The 16,582-nt window shown below is 34.9% G+C and carries 11 protein-coding genes; 7 read left to right on the top strand and 4 right to left on the bottom strand.

Annotated features, from left to right (window positions below):
• Positions 1–211: 211 nt before the first annotated feature.
• Positions 212–1,321 carry a M14 family zinc carboxypeptidase gene (locus DD829_RS07150; RefSeq protein ID WP_116547644.1) on the top strand — a complete coding sequence of 370 codons (1,110 nt, stop codon included), beginning with the start codon at positions 212–214 and terminating at the stop codon, positions 1,319–1,321.
• A gap of 112 nt (positions 1,322–1,433) precedes the next feature.
• Here the strand turns inward: DD829_RS07150 and DD829_RS07155 are convergent, their stop codons facing one another.
• Positions 1,434–1,940, bottom strand: coding sequence for a DUF4920 domain-containing protein (locus tag DD829_RS07155; protein WP_116547645.1), 507 nt, complete (start codon positions 1,938–1,940; stop codon positions 1,434–1,436).
• A gap of 486 nt (positions 1,941–2,426) precedes the next feature.
• On the opposite strand from DD829_RS07155, the gene DD829_RS07160 reads away from it, so the two are divergent.
• The 4 genes from DD829_RS07160 (at position 2,427) to DD829_RS07170 (ending at position 7,370) form a co-directional block, all read left to right on the top strand.
• The gene (locus tag DD829_RS07160) at positions 2,427–3,842 is read left to right on the top strand and encodes an APC family permease (RefSeq protein ID WP_108411099.1); all 1,416 of its coding nucleotides are present in this window, start codon (positions 2,427–2,429) and stop codon (positions 3,840–3,842) included.
• A gap of 4 nt (positions 3,843–3,846) precedes the next feature.
• The gene (locus DD829_RS23345) at positions 3,847–4,107 is read left to right on the top strand and encodes a hypothetical protein (RefSeq protein ID WP_123906825.1); all 261 of its coding nucleotides are present in this window, start codon (positions 3,847–3,849) and stop codon (positions 4,105–4,107) included.
• A gap of 923 nt (positions 4,108–5,030) precedes the next feature.
• The gene (locus DD829_RS07165; protein ID WP_076390131.1) at positions 5,031–5,471 is read left to right on the top strand and encodes a GPW/gp25 family protein; all 441 of its coding nucleotides are present in this window, start codon (positions 5,031–5,033) and stop codon (positions 5,469–5,471) included.
• 24 nt (positions 5,472–5,495) lie between these two features.
• A complete protein-coding gene (locus DD829_RS07170) occupies positions 5,496–7,370 on the top strand; it encodes a type VI secretion system baseplate subunit TssF (RefSeq protein ID WP_108410367.1) in 1,875 nt (624 codons plus the stop codon).
• 214 nt (positions 7,371–7,584) lie between these two features.
• On the opposite strand, the gene DD829_RS07175 is transcribed toward DD829_RS07170, so the two are convergent.
• The 3 genes from DD829_RS07175 to DD829_RS07185 form a co-directional block, all read right to left on the bottom strand.
• Positions 7,585–7,884: a putative quinol monooxygenase gene (locus tag DD829_RS07175; protein WP_108410366.1), complete on the bottom strand. Its 300-nt coding sequence runs from the start codon at positions 7,882–7,884 to the stop codon at positions 7,585–7,587.
• 662 nt (positions 7,885–8,546) lie between these two features.
• Complete coding sequence (locus tag DD829_RS07180; protein ID WP_108411369.1) at positions 8,547–9,227, bottom strand: type 1 glutamine amidotransferase domain-containing protein; 681 nt, start codon at positions 9,225–9,227, stop codon at positions 8,547–8,549.
• A 1,385-nt stretch (positions 9,228–10,612) separates the two neighbouring features.
• A complete protein-coding gene (locus DD829_RS07185; protein WP_108409908.1) occupies positions 10,613–11,185 on the bottom strand; it encodes a Crp/Fnr family transcriptional regulator in 573 nt (190 codons plus the stop codon).
• Between the two features lie 531 nt (positions 11,186–11,716).
• On the opposite strand from DD829_RS07185, the gene uvrA reads away from it, so the two are divergent.
• Entirely contained in the window at positions 11,717–14,548 is a 2,832-nt protein-coding gene (gene uvrA / locus DD829_RS07190) for an excinuclease ABC subunit UvrA (RefSeq protein WP_116547646.1), read from the top strand.
• Positions 14,549–14,637: 89 nt separating this feature from the next.
• A partial coding sequence (locus DD829_RS07195; RefSeq protein ID WP_116547647.1) for an NACHT domain-containing protein occupies positions 14,638–16,582 on the top strand: 1,945 nt, incomplete at its 3' end.

Below are 16,582 nucleotides of genomic sequence, written 5' to 3' on the forward strand. Positions count from 1 at the left end.
TTACTACTTAAAGTAACATTCAAATACTTATTTAATTAAACTTTATAAATTACTGAAATTGAGATATTTAAAATATAATAATTAAATTATTATCAATCCACAATTTTATCAACAGACATTTTGTCATAGCCAATTGTTTAATCATTTCACAAATGTAAAATTTAATTTTTCCATAAAAAAGCCTTAAATTTGACTATTGTAAACTATTTATATGAACTTCGAACAGATCTATTTACAAAATCCAAATTTCCCAAATCGCTATATTTCTCCTGAAAAATTATTTTCTTACCTACAGACCAATCTCAGTGATCATATAAAACAGATCGGAAAGTCTTATTTAGAAAAACCGATTTATAAGTTAACAGTCGGAACAGGAAATATTCATATACTCGCCTGGTCGCAGATGCATGGCAACGAATCAAACGCAACACACGCGATGCTCGATTTGCTTGTTTCTTTAGATAAAGCTCAGGAATTAAAACAAGAATTGTTCAGCAAAATTCAGCTTGATTTTATTTTTATGCTAAATCCCGACGGATCCCAAAAATGGACAAGATTAAATGCAGCCGATATCGATCTGAACAGGGACTTCCATAATGAAGCGAGTAAAGAAATTAAATTTCTAAAAAATACGGTGGCTTCAAAAAAATATGATTATGCGCTGAATCTTCATGAGCAGAGAACAATTTTTACAACAAACGGAATTCATCCGGCAACGTTGTCTTTTTTGGCTCCCTCAGAAAATGTAGAAAGAACCGTAACCGAAAACCGGAAAAAATGCATGGCGGTAATTGCAGAAGTTTATCAGCATCTGAAAGAATTAATCCCGAATCAGATCGGAAGATATTCTGATGAATTTTATCCGACTTCCACAGGCGATAATTTTATAAAAGCAGGAATGCCTACGATTTTATTTGAAGGCGGACATTTTGTAGACGACTACACCAGAAAGGGAACCCGAAAATATTACACGGTTGCTTTATATTATGCATTAAAAGCCATTTCAGAATTAAATTCCGAAACCACAGGTTGGGAAACCTATCTCGAAATTCCGGAGAACAGAGAAACACACTATGATATTATTTACAGAAATGTAAAACTGAATACAGATCATGAATGTATTTTAGACGTAGCGGTTCAGTACCGTGAGATCAAAGAAGAAGGAAAAGATGAAATCTCATTCATTCCTTTTGTCATGGAAGTAGGAGATGTCAAGAAGAAAAAAGGCTGGCTAGAAATCGACTGTACCGGGAAGAAATTTGTCTCAGAAACAAAATATCCAAAGCTGGATGCAGAAGTGAATTTTACAATAGAAGACTGAAAATAAAAAAAGCGGAACCGTAATGATTCCGCTTTTATTTTATATAAATAGACTGTTCATTCAGAAAGGAAGTCTGTACAATTACAGATCCTTTATTTCATTAAAACAGAAATTAGTTTACCACTTTAATTCCGTTGGCTACAAATCTGATTTCCTCTTTCGGAGTTTTAATCGCATCGATTTCAGACTGAGGCTTTTTAGCATCTTCCGCATAATGTTTCTGCTCGTCTACAGAAGTTATTTTTCTTTCTGCAGTTCCGTCCAGAACAACAGTTTTACCTTTTAAAGCAGTAGGAACAAAGAATGCATAATCCTTCATTTTTACAAAAAACTGAGAGTTATCTTCTGTCTGGATCGTTAACCAACATCCTTTTTTATCGCAAACGTCTGTTACTTTTCCTTTTACGGCAACGTTTTCTACTTTTTTATCTTTTTTAAGCTTTTTGCTCAGCTTATCTACAGAAATTGCTTTAGATTCTACATTTGAAGCAACTCCACCACCGTAAACATCACCTACAAGAGCATTTCCTGCAGGAGGTCCGAATTTTTTTGTTTCCTGTGCAAAAGCTAAAGACGAAGCACTTATGGCTACAGCAAATAATATCGCTTTGAATTTCATTTGAATTATTTTTTTCAAAAGTAATAATAAAATTCTGAACGGCAAACATTAAAAATTTGATAAAAAACAGGTTCAATCTTTCGGAATTTGAATGCATTTTCTTAAGACCAGCTTTGTTATTTATTTTTAACGCGGGGTTCGCAAAGATTTTGGATCAATTTTGAAGAAATTTCGTTCGCAAGGACGTTTCACTTAGCGAATGATAAAAATATATAATTGATTATTTAATTTTTTTATGTGATAATATATTGAAATTAAGGCGTCTAAAAATTGTTTTCAAAATAAAATTCTGCTATCATTTGCTAAGTGAATAATTTATGCTGAGCCTGCCGAAGTATCTTTGCGAACGGAAAATAATCATTGTTGTTTTTAATAAAAACCTTGCGGTCATTGCGTTAAATATCAATTTATAGAAAAATCCGGCGAATATTAAATAAAACAGAAAATAATCCTATAATTATTTATATTTGAAACCTACAATCAATTATGCAGAAAAAACTAAAACTTTGGGATGCCATTATGCTGGTAATGGGATCCATGATCGGAAGCGGAATTTTTATTGTTGCCGCAGATATGATGCGGAATCTTGGCTCAGGATTCTGGGTAATCGTGGTTTGGATTATTACTGGAGTTATGACCGTTGCAGCAGCCATCAGTTACGGAGAACTTTCGGCGATGTTTCCAAAAGCAGGAGGACAATACACCTATCTTAAAGAAATTTTCGGGAGAAAAATGGGCTTTTTGTACGGTTGGGGATTGTTTACGGTCATTCAGACAGGAACAATTGCTGCCGTTGCCATGGCTTTCGGGAAATTTACGGCTTATCTCGTTCCCGCTTTAAATGATGCAGCTCCGATTTTCCAGAGTGGCGAATTTAAAATTACATGGATACAGATTTTAGCAATAGCAACCATCCTTTTATTAACCCAGCTCAATACAAGAGGGGTTGAAAGCGGAAAATTATTACAAAATATCTTTACAGGCTCCAAAATCATAGCGTTACTGGGACTTATTGCCACAGGATTTATTCTGGTAGATATTTCGCATTTAGCGGATAACTTTAGCTTTGGATATGATGCTTTCAGCAACCTTAAAAAAGACATTTCAGGTAATTTTCTGAAAGAAGGTTGGGAACCCATTGGCGGAATGACTTTACTGGGCGGAATTGCCGCAGCAATGGTAGGCTCCGTTTTCAGTTCGGTAGCGTGGGAAAGTGTAACGTTTGTATCAGGAGAAATTGAAAATCCAAAGAAAAATGTGGTAAAATCCATGATCTACGGAACATCTGCCGTTATGATTTTGTACATCGCCGTCAATTACGTTTACCTGAATGCTTTAGACAGAGATTCTATTGCTTTTGCGGAAAACGACAGGGTAGCGGTGGCTGCTTCAAAATTTATTTTCGGAAATGCAGGAACGGCAATTATTGCGGTTTTGGTGATGATCTCAACTTTCGGATGCAATAACGGACTGATCTTAGCCGGAGCAAGGGTGTTTCAGACGATGGCAAAAGACGGAATGTTTTTCAGACAGGCAGAGCAGAACAACAAAAACAATGTGCCCGCAAATGCGCTTTGGATGCAGGGAATCTGGGCTTCCATTTTATGTCTAAGCGGACAGTATGGCAATTTGCTGGATATGATCTCTTTCGTTATTGTTTTATTTTACATGATTACCGTTTTCGGCGTTATTTACCTGAGAATAAAACAGCCGGATCTGGAAAGACCTTACAAAACATGGCTGTATCCGGTGACTCCGATTATTTATTTATTGATCGGAACAGGTTTCTGCATCTTATTGCTCATCTACAAGCAGCAATATACATGGCCCGGTTTTCTCATGGTTTTACTCGGACTTCCCGTGTATTATCTCATTAATATGAATAAAAAAACTGAAAAATAAAATCTTGAAATATTTATCTATAGGATTTTTCTTTCTGTCACTGAATTTATTTTCTCAGAAAATTAGCGGAAATTATTTTGCGGTAGAAAAGAAGTGTAAAATGGAGATCAGTATAAATCCTCAAAAAAACTATGAATTAAGAATCAACAATAAGATCCGATTAAAGGGAAAGATTAAGGTATATAAAGAAGATACGGTGACTTACCTTGATTATGGACATATCAGTTCTATGTATGATCGCGACACCATTTATATTCAAAATTAGGGCAATGCAATGAATCCGTACTGGCACTTTAAAGAATGTGATATAAAGTATATCCGCCTTGCCAAAATGAAATAATCATATAAAGCTGTTCTCAAAGTCGGGCAGCTTTTTTTTGGAGCTTTTTCCAGCTTTCCATTACAATCTTTTTTTCAAAAAGGATTTTCATTGCAATCTGGGCTAGGATTTTTCTGTATAATTTCAATTTTTGTCCGCTAAATCCATCAAAAACAGGAAAATAAATCAGAAGTCCCGAAAGATTCCCCTCCTCTGGAGGGGTGGCAAAAATTTTAATAAAATTTTTGACGGGGTGGTTTAGAAAACCAAATCATTTAAAAACATTCAAAATCACAGAACTTCTCCGTTGATTACAAACAACCCTGTTTTAAACCTCCGGAGTTCTCCGGAAGTCTCCCGCAGTTTGCAGGAAACCACAGAACTTCTCCGTTAATTACAAACAACCCTGTTTTAAATCTCCGGAGTTCTCCGGAAGTCTCCCGCAGTTTGCAGGAAACAAAAGAACTTCTCCGTTGGTTACAAACAAGCCTGTTTTAAACCTCCGGAGTTCTCCGGAAGTATCTTACAATTTATTTGAAACCATCGTACATGAATATTGTAGACAACTGATCCTTAAATTCTAAGGTTCTAAAAATTCCCCTCTTCGGAGGGGTGTCAAAAATTTCAACGAAATTTTTGACGGAGTTGGTTTTAAAATCAAAAATCTGTTTAAACTTTTTAGAGTTTTAGGATTATTCACAATAAACTTTTATTAATTCATGTAATTTCAAGTAAATGCTGCATTAAAAAAGAAAAATTTAAACAACAATCAATACTATAATCTCCTTTTTTTCCTTAAAAATGATTAATTTGGTAGTATCTTTCGAAGAATTAAGTTCTATGAAGTAAAAAATTAAGAAGGAGAAATCATGGACACACCAAATTACAGAATGCCTTTTGTTCCGTCGACTTTAATGACGGAAGGAGGAAGCATAGAAACCTGCGACATGGGAGAAAGCATAGCGCACAATATTATGCTGCTCATCACCACCAAAAAAGGCGAAAACAGATACGATGAAAATTACGGAAACGACGTCTGGAACCTTGAATTTGATAACGGCATTACAAGTGCAGTCTGGGAAGCCGTTTTCATTAAAAGCCTCAAAAGGCAGATTCAGGAATATGAACCCAGAATTGTTCAGCCGCAAATCGATGCACACATCCAGATTGTAGAACACAGCTACGACACAAAAGAACATACCGAAATCAAAAAAAAGGTAAAAATCGCCATCAATGCCAAAATGGAGCATTCCGGAGAACGTTTCAGCTTTTCTACAGAACTTTTCCTGAGTCCGATGTCGATTGATTAAATTCTATAACCACCACCAAATCCTATGAATTTAGAACAGAATATTTATTCCAAAGAATCCGTAAAAGCGAGGATGCTTCAGAATGCCACAAAAGTATGGGGATTGAAAAGTCCGCAGTCTCTTGATCCGTTCGTTAAATTATTAATTGACGCATTCAGCACGGAAGTATTCAAAGCGAACAACGAAATACAGACCGTTAACGCCAGAATTTTAGAAAAACTGGCAAAATTATTAACACCTTCCATTTATACACATCCGATTCCGTCTCATGCGATTGCGTTTACGCAACCTTATGAACCGTCTGAAATTTTATTGGAGCATACCGAGTTTTTCTTTAAAAAACAGATGACTTCCACCATAAAATCAGAATCGGATAAGCAGATTAATATTCCTTTTACGCCAATCGGAAATATAAGAATCAACAAAATACAGACCGCCATCATGTTTGTAGGAAATACCTGCTACGGAATCGATGACAGGCTGAATAAAATTCCCATTGCAAGATTTCAGGGAAGACCGGAAAATTACCGTAAAGTCACCATAGGAATTGACGTATCAAAATATTCAAACGAAACTTTTCCTAAAGATGTAAGCATTTACTGCTCAAATCCTGCTTTCGAACATCTTGATTTTACCTATAAACTATTGCCCTACATTACGGTTTCTTCCAACGGAAATCCGTTATTTGTAAAAGAAGGTTTAACTTATTATAAAAACAATCAGGCAGAAGGATATGAGCAGATGTTCCGCGAACAGTCTATTCAGAATAAAATTATTGAAGACATTAAAAGTGTGTATCATCATAAATTCATTGAGATTTCCGGACTTTCAACCTCATTATTTTCAGAACCGGGACAGCTTCCCGAAAATCTCAGCTATGTAGATTATAAAGAAGAAATTACAAAATACATCGACGGAAAACGTTATCTGTGGCTTACTTTCGAATTTCCGCCGCAATTTTCTGCTGAAATTCTGGATAATTTTTCTTTTGTTTTGAATGCTTTCCCAATCTATAACCGCGGCTGGAAAAAAACGGAATACAGCTTAGACATTATGGGAAACAATATTCCTCTCGTAACAGATGAAGGCGAACATTTTCTGTATGTAGATGAGGTTCAGGACGGTGACGGAAGAAAATACACCGAAATTCCTTTTACCCCGAATGATGATCTCCGAAAAGGATTATACACGGTAAGAAAAGGCGGAATGGAGCGTTTTACGAACAGAAATGCCGTTGATATGATTGCCAATGTTCTGGAACTCACGCGGGACGAAATTGCAGCTTTCTCTTTACTGAACCGGGATAACGTGAAAGGTGTTCTTAGCGAAATGTCAGACAAAATGAAATCCATGGTTCAGAAAGTAAACAATGCCAAGCGGAGCATTAAACAGGAGCTGAACTATGTGATTATGGAACCTGTTGATAAAACAGACCACACCTACGCTTCATTCTGGATCACGCATTCTACATTAGCCAATCATATGCGCCCCGGAACGGAACTTTCCAATCAGTTGAAATCACAGACGCTGGTTCTTTTAACAGAAACGATAGGAGGAGCGGAAGAGCAGAAGGGAACCGACAGTATTCAGGCTTATAAATATGCTTTAACCACAAGAGATAAGATCATTTCTCTGGAAGACGTTAAAAACTATTGCCGAATGGTTCTGAAAGACGAACTGAAAGAGGTAAAAGTAACCCGCGGAACGATGATCAGCAATAAACCGAAAGAAGGTTTCATCCGAACGGTTGAGGTAGAAATCATTCCGCAGAATTATTCTTTCTACGGAAGAGCTTATTGGGAGAATATGGCGAATGTTTTAAGAAACCAGATTATTTCCAAAGCCATCGACGGAATTGAATATCTGGTAAAAGTAACGAATGAAGATTCGGATTTTTAGTGATTGTTTAGGATATTCTCAATAAAAATGGATGAATTCTCAGACGATCTTAGGATGACTTAGCGAAATCTTCAGCATATTTATTTGAAGGAATATAAAAGCAGTTAGTATTAGAATCCTGTCATCCTGAGCTTGTCGAAGGATCTCCAGCTAAATAATAAAAGTTTCGGGCAAACCAAAGGTTTGCCCGAAATTCATTAAAAAAAACTACTATTTAAAATAACTGATCCATAAGAATCACTTCTCTGTTTTCCAATAAAGGAACAATCTGTTCAGCCACAACTTTCTGGTAATGCTCAGAATTTTTATGGAATTCCACTGCATCGGCATTTTTATACCCTTCAAACAATACCAAGGTATGATCGTCAGATTTGCTTTGATGTACTTTATAGAAAAGATTTCCTTCTTCCTGTGAACTTTTTTCCGCTGCCTGTTTCAGCAAATCCAAAACGACACCCAGTTTTCCTTCTTTTACCTGCCATTTGGCACACACATATACCGCTTTTTGATCCATTTTCTTATATTTTTTTAATTATTTAAACACGTTGTGCATTTTGAATCCCTGTATTTCTAAAATAAGTGGAACGCCGTTGTTAATCTTATTTTCAAATTGTTACAATTATTTTTTGTCTTTCTTTGCGATTCAATTATCGCGAAATTATGTTAAGAGCCAGTCTAAATATTAAGTCTGTTTACACTTTTATTTAACCGCAAAAGCTACAAAAGATGAACTAAACTATTATTTAAAGTTGATCATTATCAATGAAAAAGTTCACCATAGTTTTTAAAAATCTTTGATTTTTATTCTTTTGAGCGCTTTAATTATTCTGAAAATTAGCTTTATGATTATCTTTTGAGCCTTTTGTGGATAATTCTGAAATTAGTTTAAATTTTTTAATAAAGATATTCTTGTTGGAAGACGCAGGATTTTAATGAATCTCAAATCTTTAAGGCGCAGGAAAATCAAAGATTTTCAATAAGGATTGATGCTTAATTTTATCGCAGATAAGATCTTTGCGCCTTTGCAATATTTATAACTATTAAGTTTTTTAAGTTAATAAGCTTAATTCCTTAATGGTAAAAATAAATTATAGATTTAAACAGAGCCTAACTCTTACAATAAAAAGATCTCGAATAAAGATAAGCAAAAGCATTCCCAAATGCACAACAGATTGCTTAAGCTTTTTTCGCTTCCAAAAGAGCGACTATTTTTTCTCCTACACCTTTTGCAGAAGCCGGATTTTGTCCGGTCACGATATTTCCGTCGGCAATGCTGTTTGTAGACCATGGTTCTGCTGCATGGAAAATCGCACCCTGCTCCGTTAAAGCAGTCTGAAGATCAAAAGGAACATCCGCTTTTGCATAGCTGTCTTCTTCCGCAGTGGTAAATGCAGCAATATTCTTACCATTTACCAGATAACTTCCGTCGCTCAATTTTACATTCAGAAGCGAAACGGGACCATGACAAACCGCTCCCACAACACGGTTGCTTTCATAAAAATCGGCAAGTACTTTTTTAAGTTCCGGAGCTTCCGCCATATCCACCATCGGAGCCAGACCTCCCGGAACAAAAACGGCATCGTAATTAGAAGTATCCACCTCAGAAAGTTTTTTTGCACGGTGCATATCTTCCCAACCTTTTCCGGTTAAAAATTTTAGGTTCTCCGGATCATTGGCTAAATTTAAAGCATCCAGAAACGGAGACTCACCGGTTAAACTGGCAAAATCGATCTGGTAACCTGCGTTTTCAAACTCTGCATAAGGATGCGCCACTTCAGGCAGGAAAGTTCCTGTTCTTTTATTGTTCGGACCGATAGAATTCGCGTTGGATACAACGATTAATACTTTTGGATTCATGACATTCAATTTTGTTTATTAAAAATATTTTGTTTGATCTTTTTGAAATTACCTGAATTTCTACAGCAAATGTATGCCGATCCAATGCTTCCTTCGAAGGACTGAAGTCACAAAAAAAGTGTGATCCAAATCACACTTCTGCATTTTATTCTATTGGTTTATGATTTTATTGGGAGCTTTTTCCCGCTTTCCGTTACAATTCCTCATTGCGCGGCTCCGCTTCGCTCCGCCGCTCCATTGCGGGATTTTCTCTTCAATCGGGACTATGGCGGAAGTTATTCTTTTCAATATCTAGAACAATATGCATGAAGTCTGTCTTTAATATAGTATTTAATTTATTTGTGCTCTTTGTGCAAAAAAATTAGTGGTATTAGTGTTTAAAAAGATCCTTCATTTGTTTTTCGTTTCATATTCGCAGTGTCACTCTGAGCCTGTCGAAGAGTCTCTTATTCCCAGTATTGTTAAGATCCTTTACAGGATGACAAAAATGCTGCAAATGCATTTGAGAAAAGATAAACAATTTTACATTGAAAAAAAATCTGCGTAATCTGTACAATCAGCGGGAGACTATCAAAAAGATTCTTCCTTCCATAATGCTTCGCAAAATTTCAATCAGAATGACATGACTTGTTAAAAATTTCGCTGAGTGAAAAGAATTGTTAACAATTATTAATTGTTTTATCTTTCGTTTAGTATTCGCGGTGTCACTCTGAGCTTGTCGAAGAGTCTCTTATTACCTTTATTGTTAAGATCCTTTCAGGATGACAAAAATGCTGCAAATGCATTTGAGAAAAGATAAACAATTTTACATTGAAAAAAAATCTGCGTAATCTGTACAATCAGCGGGAGACTATCAAAAAGATTCTTCCTTCCATAATGCTTCGCAAAACTTCAATCAGAATGACATGGCTAGCTAAAGATTTCGCTGAGTGAAAAGAATTGTTAACAATTATTAATTGTTTTATCTTTCGTTTAGTATTCGCAGTGTCACTCTGAGCTTGTCGAAGAGTCTCTTATTACCTTTATTGTTAAGATCCTTTCAGGATGACAAAGATGCTGGAAAATACATTTAAGAAAAAATAAACAATTTTAGATTTAAAAAATCCGCGTAATCCGCCCAATCTGCGGGAGATTATCAAAAAGATTCTTCCTTTCATAATGCTTCGCAAAACTTCAATCAGAATGACATGACTCGTTAAAGATTTTACTGAATGAAAAGAATTGTCAACAATTATTAATTGTTTTATCTTTTGTTTCGTATTCGCAGTGTCACTCTGAGCCTGTCGAAGAGTCCCTTATTCCCAGTATTGCTAAGATCTTTTCAGGATAACAAAAATGCTGGAAATGCATTTCATTAAGATTTTGCTGAGTGAAAAATTTAAAAACTATTTATTGGTATTAGAATACAGTCTGCTTAAAGTTTCCCTGCTTACACCGAGATATTCTGCGACATATTTTTTAGGAACTTCCGAAATCAGATCAGGATACAATCTTACAAATTCTTCATAACGCTGTTGCGGTGTTCCCGACAAAAGCATCATAATTCTCTGTTGAAGCGCAATATAACCGTTCGTTAATTTAATTCTGAAAAAATGATCCATCTTATGAAGATCTGCTGCGAGTTTATTTCTTCCTTCAAGGGTAAGACTTACCACTTCACCTTCTTTCAGGCATTCGATAAACATTTTGGAATTTTGCTGTTTAAAAAATCCTATATAATCGGACATCCACCAGTCTTTTTTGGCAAACTGAAGAATATGTTCTTTGCCATTTTCATCAATATAAAACACCTTATAGATTCCGTCAAGAACAAGGAATTCATATTTCACTTCGTCTCCGTCGTGGATCAGGAACTGATTTTTACGGACTTTTCTTAAAGTGAAAAAAGTTTTAACATATTCAAACTCTTCGTCTGTAAGCGGTGTAATGGCTTCGATATGTTCTCGCAGTCGGTTCATGATAATGCTTTGTCCGGTGTAAAAGTAATTAAAATTCTGAAGAATCTGCTTGAATTTCCAATGCAGAACTGCAAGTCTGTTTAAACTTTTATTTAACCACAAAAGCCGCAAAAGATCTACTAAATTTTTTATTTAAAGTTGATCATTATCAATGAAAAAGCTCACCATAGTTTTTAAAAATCCTTGATTTTTATTCTTTTGAGCGCTTTGATTATTACAGAAATTTGCTTTACCATGATCTTTTGTCCCTTTTGCGGTTAATTCTGAAATTAATTTAAACAAGTTTTGCTTTAAAAAGACTGATCTTTCACTGTGGAAAATTACAATAAGTAATCAGAGATTCATGAAAAGCAAATTTTTTTTGTGGTACAGTTGTTATAATAATTTTCTAAAACCATTAAAGAAACAAATGGCTTCCGAATAATTTCGCATCATTTTTGTAAGGATAAACTAACACTTTTTAACACTGAAAATTGCCAAAATTTCCGTAATTTTGCACATCGTGATTTTCAGGTAAGATCACCCCAAATTATGAGTAAATCAACAGAATATATAGAAGTTTACGGCGCACGTGAACATAATCTTAAAAACATCAATGTAAAAATTCCACGCAACGAGCTGGTCGTGATTACGGGACTTTCGGGAAGCGGAAAATCGTCATTGGCTTTTGATACGATTTTTGCGGAAGGACAGCGCCGATATATCGAAACGTTTTCTGCGTACGCAAGACAGTTTTTGGGAGGTCTGGAGCGTCCCGATGTCGATAAAATTGAAGGATTGTCTCCTGTAATTGCCATCGAACAGAAAACTACCAACAAAAACCCGCGTTCTACCGTAGGAACCGTGACGGAACTGTACGATTTCTTACGTCTTTTATTTGCCAGAGTTTCCGATGCGTATTCTCAAACGACAGGAAAAAAACTGGTAAGTTATACCGAAGAACAAATCTTAGAAACCATCAAAGAAAATTATAAAGGCGAAAAAATCATGCTGATGGCGCCTGTGGTAAGATCCAGAAAGGGACATTATCACGAACTTTTTGTGCAGATGGCAAAAAAAGGATACGGACAGGCAAGAATTGACGGTGAACTGCAGGATATTGAATATGATTTAAAACTCGACCGCTATAAAACCCACGATATCGACATCGTCATCGACCGCTGGATTATCGGGGAATCTGCTTCCGAAGCGAGAATGGAAAAATCTCTGCGCACAACGATGGAAATGGGAGAGGGACTGATCGGAATTCAGAAACTGGGAACGAAGGATATTGAATATTTTTCTAAAAATTTAATGGATGCCGAAACCGGTCATTCACTGGCTTTGCCGGAACCGAACACGTTTTCTTTCAACTCTCCGAAAGGAAGCTGCCCGAGCTGTAAAGGTTTGGGAACCATTAAGAAAATCAATACGGATTATTTTGTTGAAAATCCGAAGTTATCCATCAATCAGGGTGGTTTATTGCCTTTGGAAGACTTAAAGTCTAACAAATGGGTACTTTCTCAAATCAAAAATATTCTTGAAATTTTCGGATTGGGAATGGCAACTCCGATTCAGGATATTCCGGAAGAAGCGTTAGACTATATTTATAACGGCTGTCATAAAGAATTTAACAAAGATTTAAAATACGCCGGAATTACCAAGAAAATCAAGATCAGCTTTGATGGTCTGATTCCTTTCATGGAAGAAATTATCGAAGAAAGGGAATCTTACGAAGCGATTCTGCTGGAAAGAAATTTTACTACGGAAGAAACCTGTCCGGAATGTAAGGGAACCCGTCTTCAGCCTTCCAGTTTAAGCTTTAAAATCGACGGAAAGAATATTGCGGAAGTTAATGCTTTAAGTTTAATTGATTTAAAGGACTGGCTTTCTGATGTTAAGGATAAATTTTCTGAGAAAAATGCCATCATTGCGCATGAAATTTTAAAGGAAATTGAAACCAGGCTGCAATTCTTATTAGATGTCGGTTTGGATTATTTGAGTCTGAGCAGAAGTTCAAAAACGCTTTCGGGTGGAGAATCTCAGAGAATTCGTCTGGCTACGCAGATTGGTTCTCAATTGGTGAATGTTCTCTATATTTTAGACGAGCCTTCGATTGGGTTGCACCAGAGAGACAATGAAAGATTGATTAATTCTTTAAAGAATCTTCGTGATATCGGAAATTCTGTTCTGGTGGTAGAGCATGATAAAGATATGATTCTGGAAGCCGATGAGGTTTTGGATATCGGTCCGAGAGCCGGAAAATTTGGCGGAGAAATTCTGTGGCAGGGAAAACCGAAAGATCTGGTAAAAGCAAATACGATTACGGCACAATATATTAACGGAAAAAGAAAGATCGAAGTTCCTGCGGAAAGACGTAAAGGAAACGGAAAAAATATTGTTTTAAAAGGAGCAAGCGGAAATAACCTGAAAAATGTAACGCTGGATATTCCTCTGGGAAAACTGGTCGTGGTTTCGGGGATTTCAGGAAGCGGAAAATCGTCGCTTATCAACGGAACATTGTATCCGATTTTAAACAAACATTTTTACAGGGCGGTTCAGGAACCTTTGCCGTACAAAAAAATTGAAGGTCTTGAACACATCGATAAAATCGTAGATGTAGACCAGACTCCGATCGGAAGAACGCCGCGCTCGAATCCTGCAACCTACACCGGAATGTTTACCGACATCCGAAATCTGTTTGCGGAATTGCCGGAAAGTAAAATCCGTGGTTACAAACCGGGAAGATTCTCTTTCAATGTAAAAGGCGGAAGATGCGAAACTTGTCAGGGAGGCGGTTTGAAAGTAATTGAAATGAACTTTTTGCCGGATGTGTACGTTCACTGTGAAACCTGCAACGGAAAACGTTTCAACAGGGAAACTCTTGAAGTGCGTTATAAAGGAAAATCGATTTCCGATGTGTTGGATATGACGATTGATGAAGCAGTGGAATTTTTCCAGCCGATTCCGAAGATTTTTGCGAAGGTGAAAACTCTGCAGGATGTCGGTTTAGGTTATATTACGTTGGGGCAACAGTCGACCACACTTTCGGGAGGTGAAGCACAGCGTATTAAATTAGCAACAGAACTGGCAAAAAGACAAACCGGAAACACGTTATACATTCTCGACGAACCCACAACAGGACTGCATTTTGAAGATGTAAAAATTCTGATGGATGCGATTAACCAGTTGGTGGAATTGGGAAATTCTTTCATCATCATCGAACATAACATGGATGTGATCAAGTTAGCCGATCATATCATTGACGTTGGTCCGGAAGGCGGAAAACACGGCGGACAGATTGTTGCGCAGGGAACGCCTGAGGAAATTGTGAAGTCGAAGAAGAGTTTGACGGGGAAGTTTTTGAAGAGGGAATTGGAATAGTAGAATATTAACTTAATAATATAAAGGAATTTGCAAATGCAGATTCCTTTTTTTATTTTTATGGAAAGTATAATAATTGTTATCATAAGATGAAGGAATTGGATAGTCTTGATATTAGTAAATTCACTACAAGCAAGAAGATAGAAGAATATAAACATGAGGAACGCTTTATAAGAACAGGTACAGATTATGATTCAGAATCCAGGATTTTCTGGTTAAAAGAAGATAAAGAACAGGGGGTAAAATTAAAAGATGTCCTTATTAGCAATGGAAAAATTGTATTATTAGGAAATCCGGGAATAGGAAAAACAAAAGAATTAGAAAACCTTTTTAATATTTTATGGAAAGAGAAAATAGTGACAGGATTAGTTCCTTTTTTTTTGAACATAAAGAATTTTAGAGAAAGAGATAGTGTAGGAGATTTGATAAAATATAAATATTTGGAAGACTTGGATAATATTTGTTTTATTATTGATGGATTAGATGAGATTCCGGATATTCAAAAGTTTCTTTCAGCATTGGAGTTATTTTTAGAAAAAAATGATGATAAAAATATAAAAGTAGTTATTAGTTGTAGAACAAATATATATGAAAAGTATTTAGTTAAGATTGACGGTTTTGAATATTTTTATTTGGAGAATTTAAGAGATAAACAAATAGTAAATATTTTAAAAAATAATTTCAATATTGATATTTCTTATAGCGACTTAAATAGGTATAGAGTTTTTTTAGAAAACCCATTTAATCTAAATTTATTCGGAAAGTTTTACTGTGAAAACAGTAGATTTCCAAATAATATTGCTGAAGCATTTGAATTATCTATTAATCAAGAATTACAACTTTTAAATAAAGAGAAATTTATTAAAAGTGATTTCATAGATTTAACTCATATTAGTAAAATTTTACAAAAAATTGCTATTACAAATGAGCTAATGCAGAAAAATGGAATCGAAGAAAAAGATTTATACTTACTGTTAGGTGAGAAAGAAAAATATTCTATTGAAAAAATTTCTTTCTTAGAAAAGCTTCCTGACTCTACGAGCTTTATTTTTAGACATAAAAACTATCAGGAATTTATCGCTGCACAATACATTGCTGAATTAAATTCGGAAAAAATTATTGATTTTATAAAAATTGAAAAGGTTAATAAAACTAAACCAGCCTTATTTAATACAATAAGTTTTCTACTTAACATTTTAGATGAGCCAAAATTTGAAACTATCAAAGATTGGTTATTAAATAATGAACCTGAAATATTATTTCTCACCGAAAAAGATAGGCTTAATCCATATACACAAAAAGAAATTTTCGAAAAATATTTTACTGATATAACACTTGAAAAGACATTTTGGTTAGGGAGAAATCGTAGGTTTCCAATGAATAAGTTAGCAGAGTTTGCAGATGTTGAATTTCTTTTAGATACAATTGTTAAAAAAGAGCATTTTAGAGCTGTTTATTCTGCTATTGACTTACTAAGTTATGTGGACGAAAGTGAAAAGGAGGGAGATCTAAAAAAAATAATTATTGATTTAATCTTTGAAAATCGTGAATATAGAAATGATGCTTTAAGATGTTTTAAAGATCGCGACTATCATAAAAAAGACAAACATTTATTTGAAAATATTGTAGATTTTTTTAAGAATGATTTTGATTCAGATGTAAATCATCAAATAGTAATGATGTTGTCTGATTTTGAAGATGTTGACGAAAATTTCCCAATATTGAAGAATTGTCTTTTCAAACTTTATGAAATCTCTTCTGAAAGGATAAAAGATAATTCTATAAGAGGGACATCTTGGATTCTAGAAAAAATGACATTGAGAATAAAGAAAAAAGAAAATTTTCTAACATTTTTGAAGATTTTATTTGATAAAAATTTTGATTTAAATTTCAGCGACTTTTATGGCAAATCTTTTCAAGATAATTTAATTCAAAAAATTTTTAAAATTATTAAGAGTGATGAAAAATTTCTATTTGATTTAGTAGATTACATTTTAGTTAAAGATAGTCATATATTTTACAGAGATAATTTAT

The sequence above is a fragment of the Chryseobacterium sp. HMWF035 genome (assembly GCF_003094695.1).
GTDB lineage: Bacteria > Bacteroidota > Bacteroidia > Flavobacteriales > Weeksellaceae > Chryseobacterium > Chryseobacterium gambrini.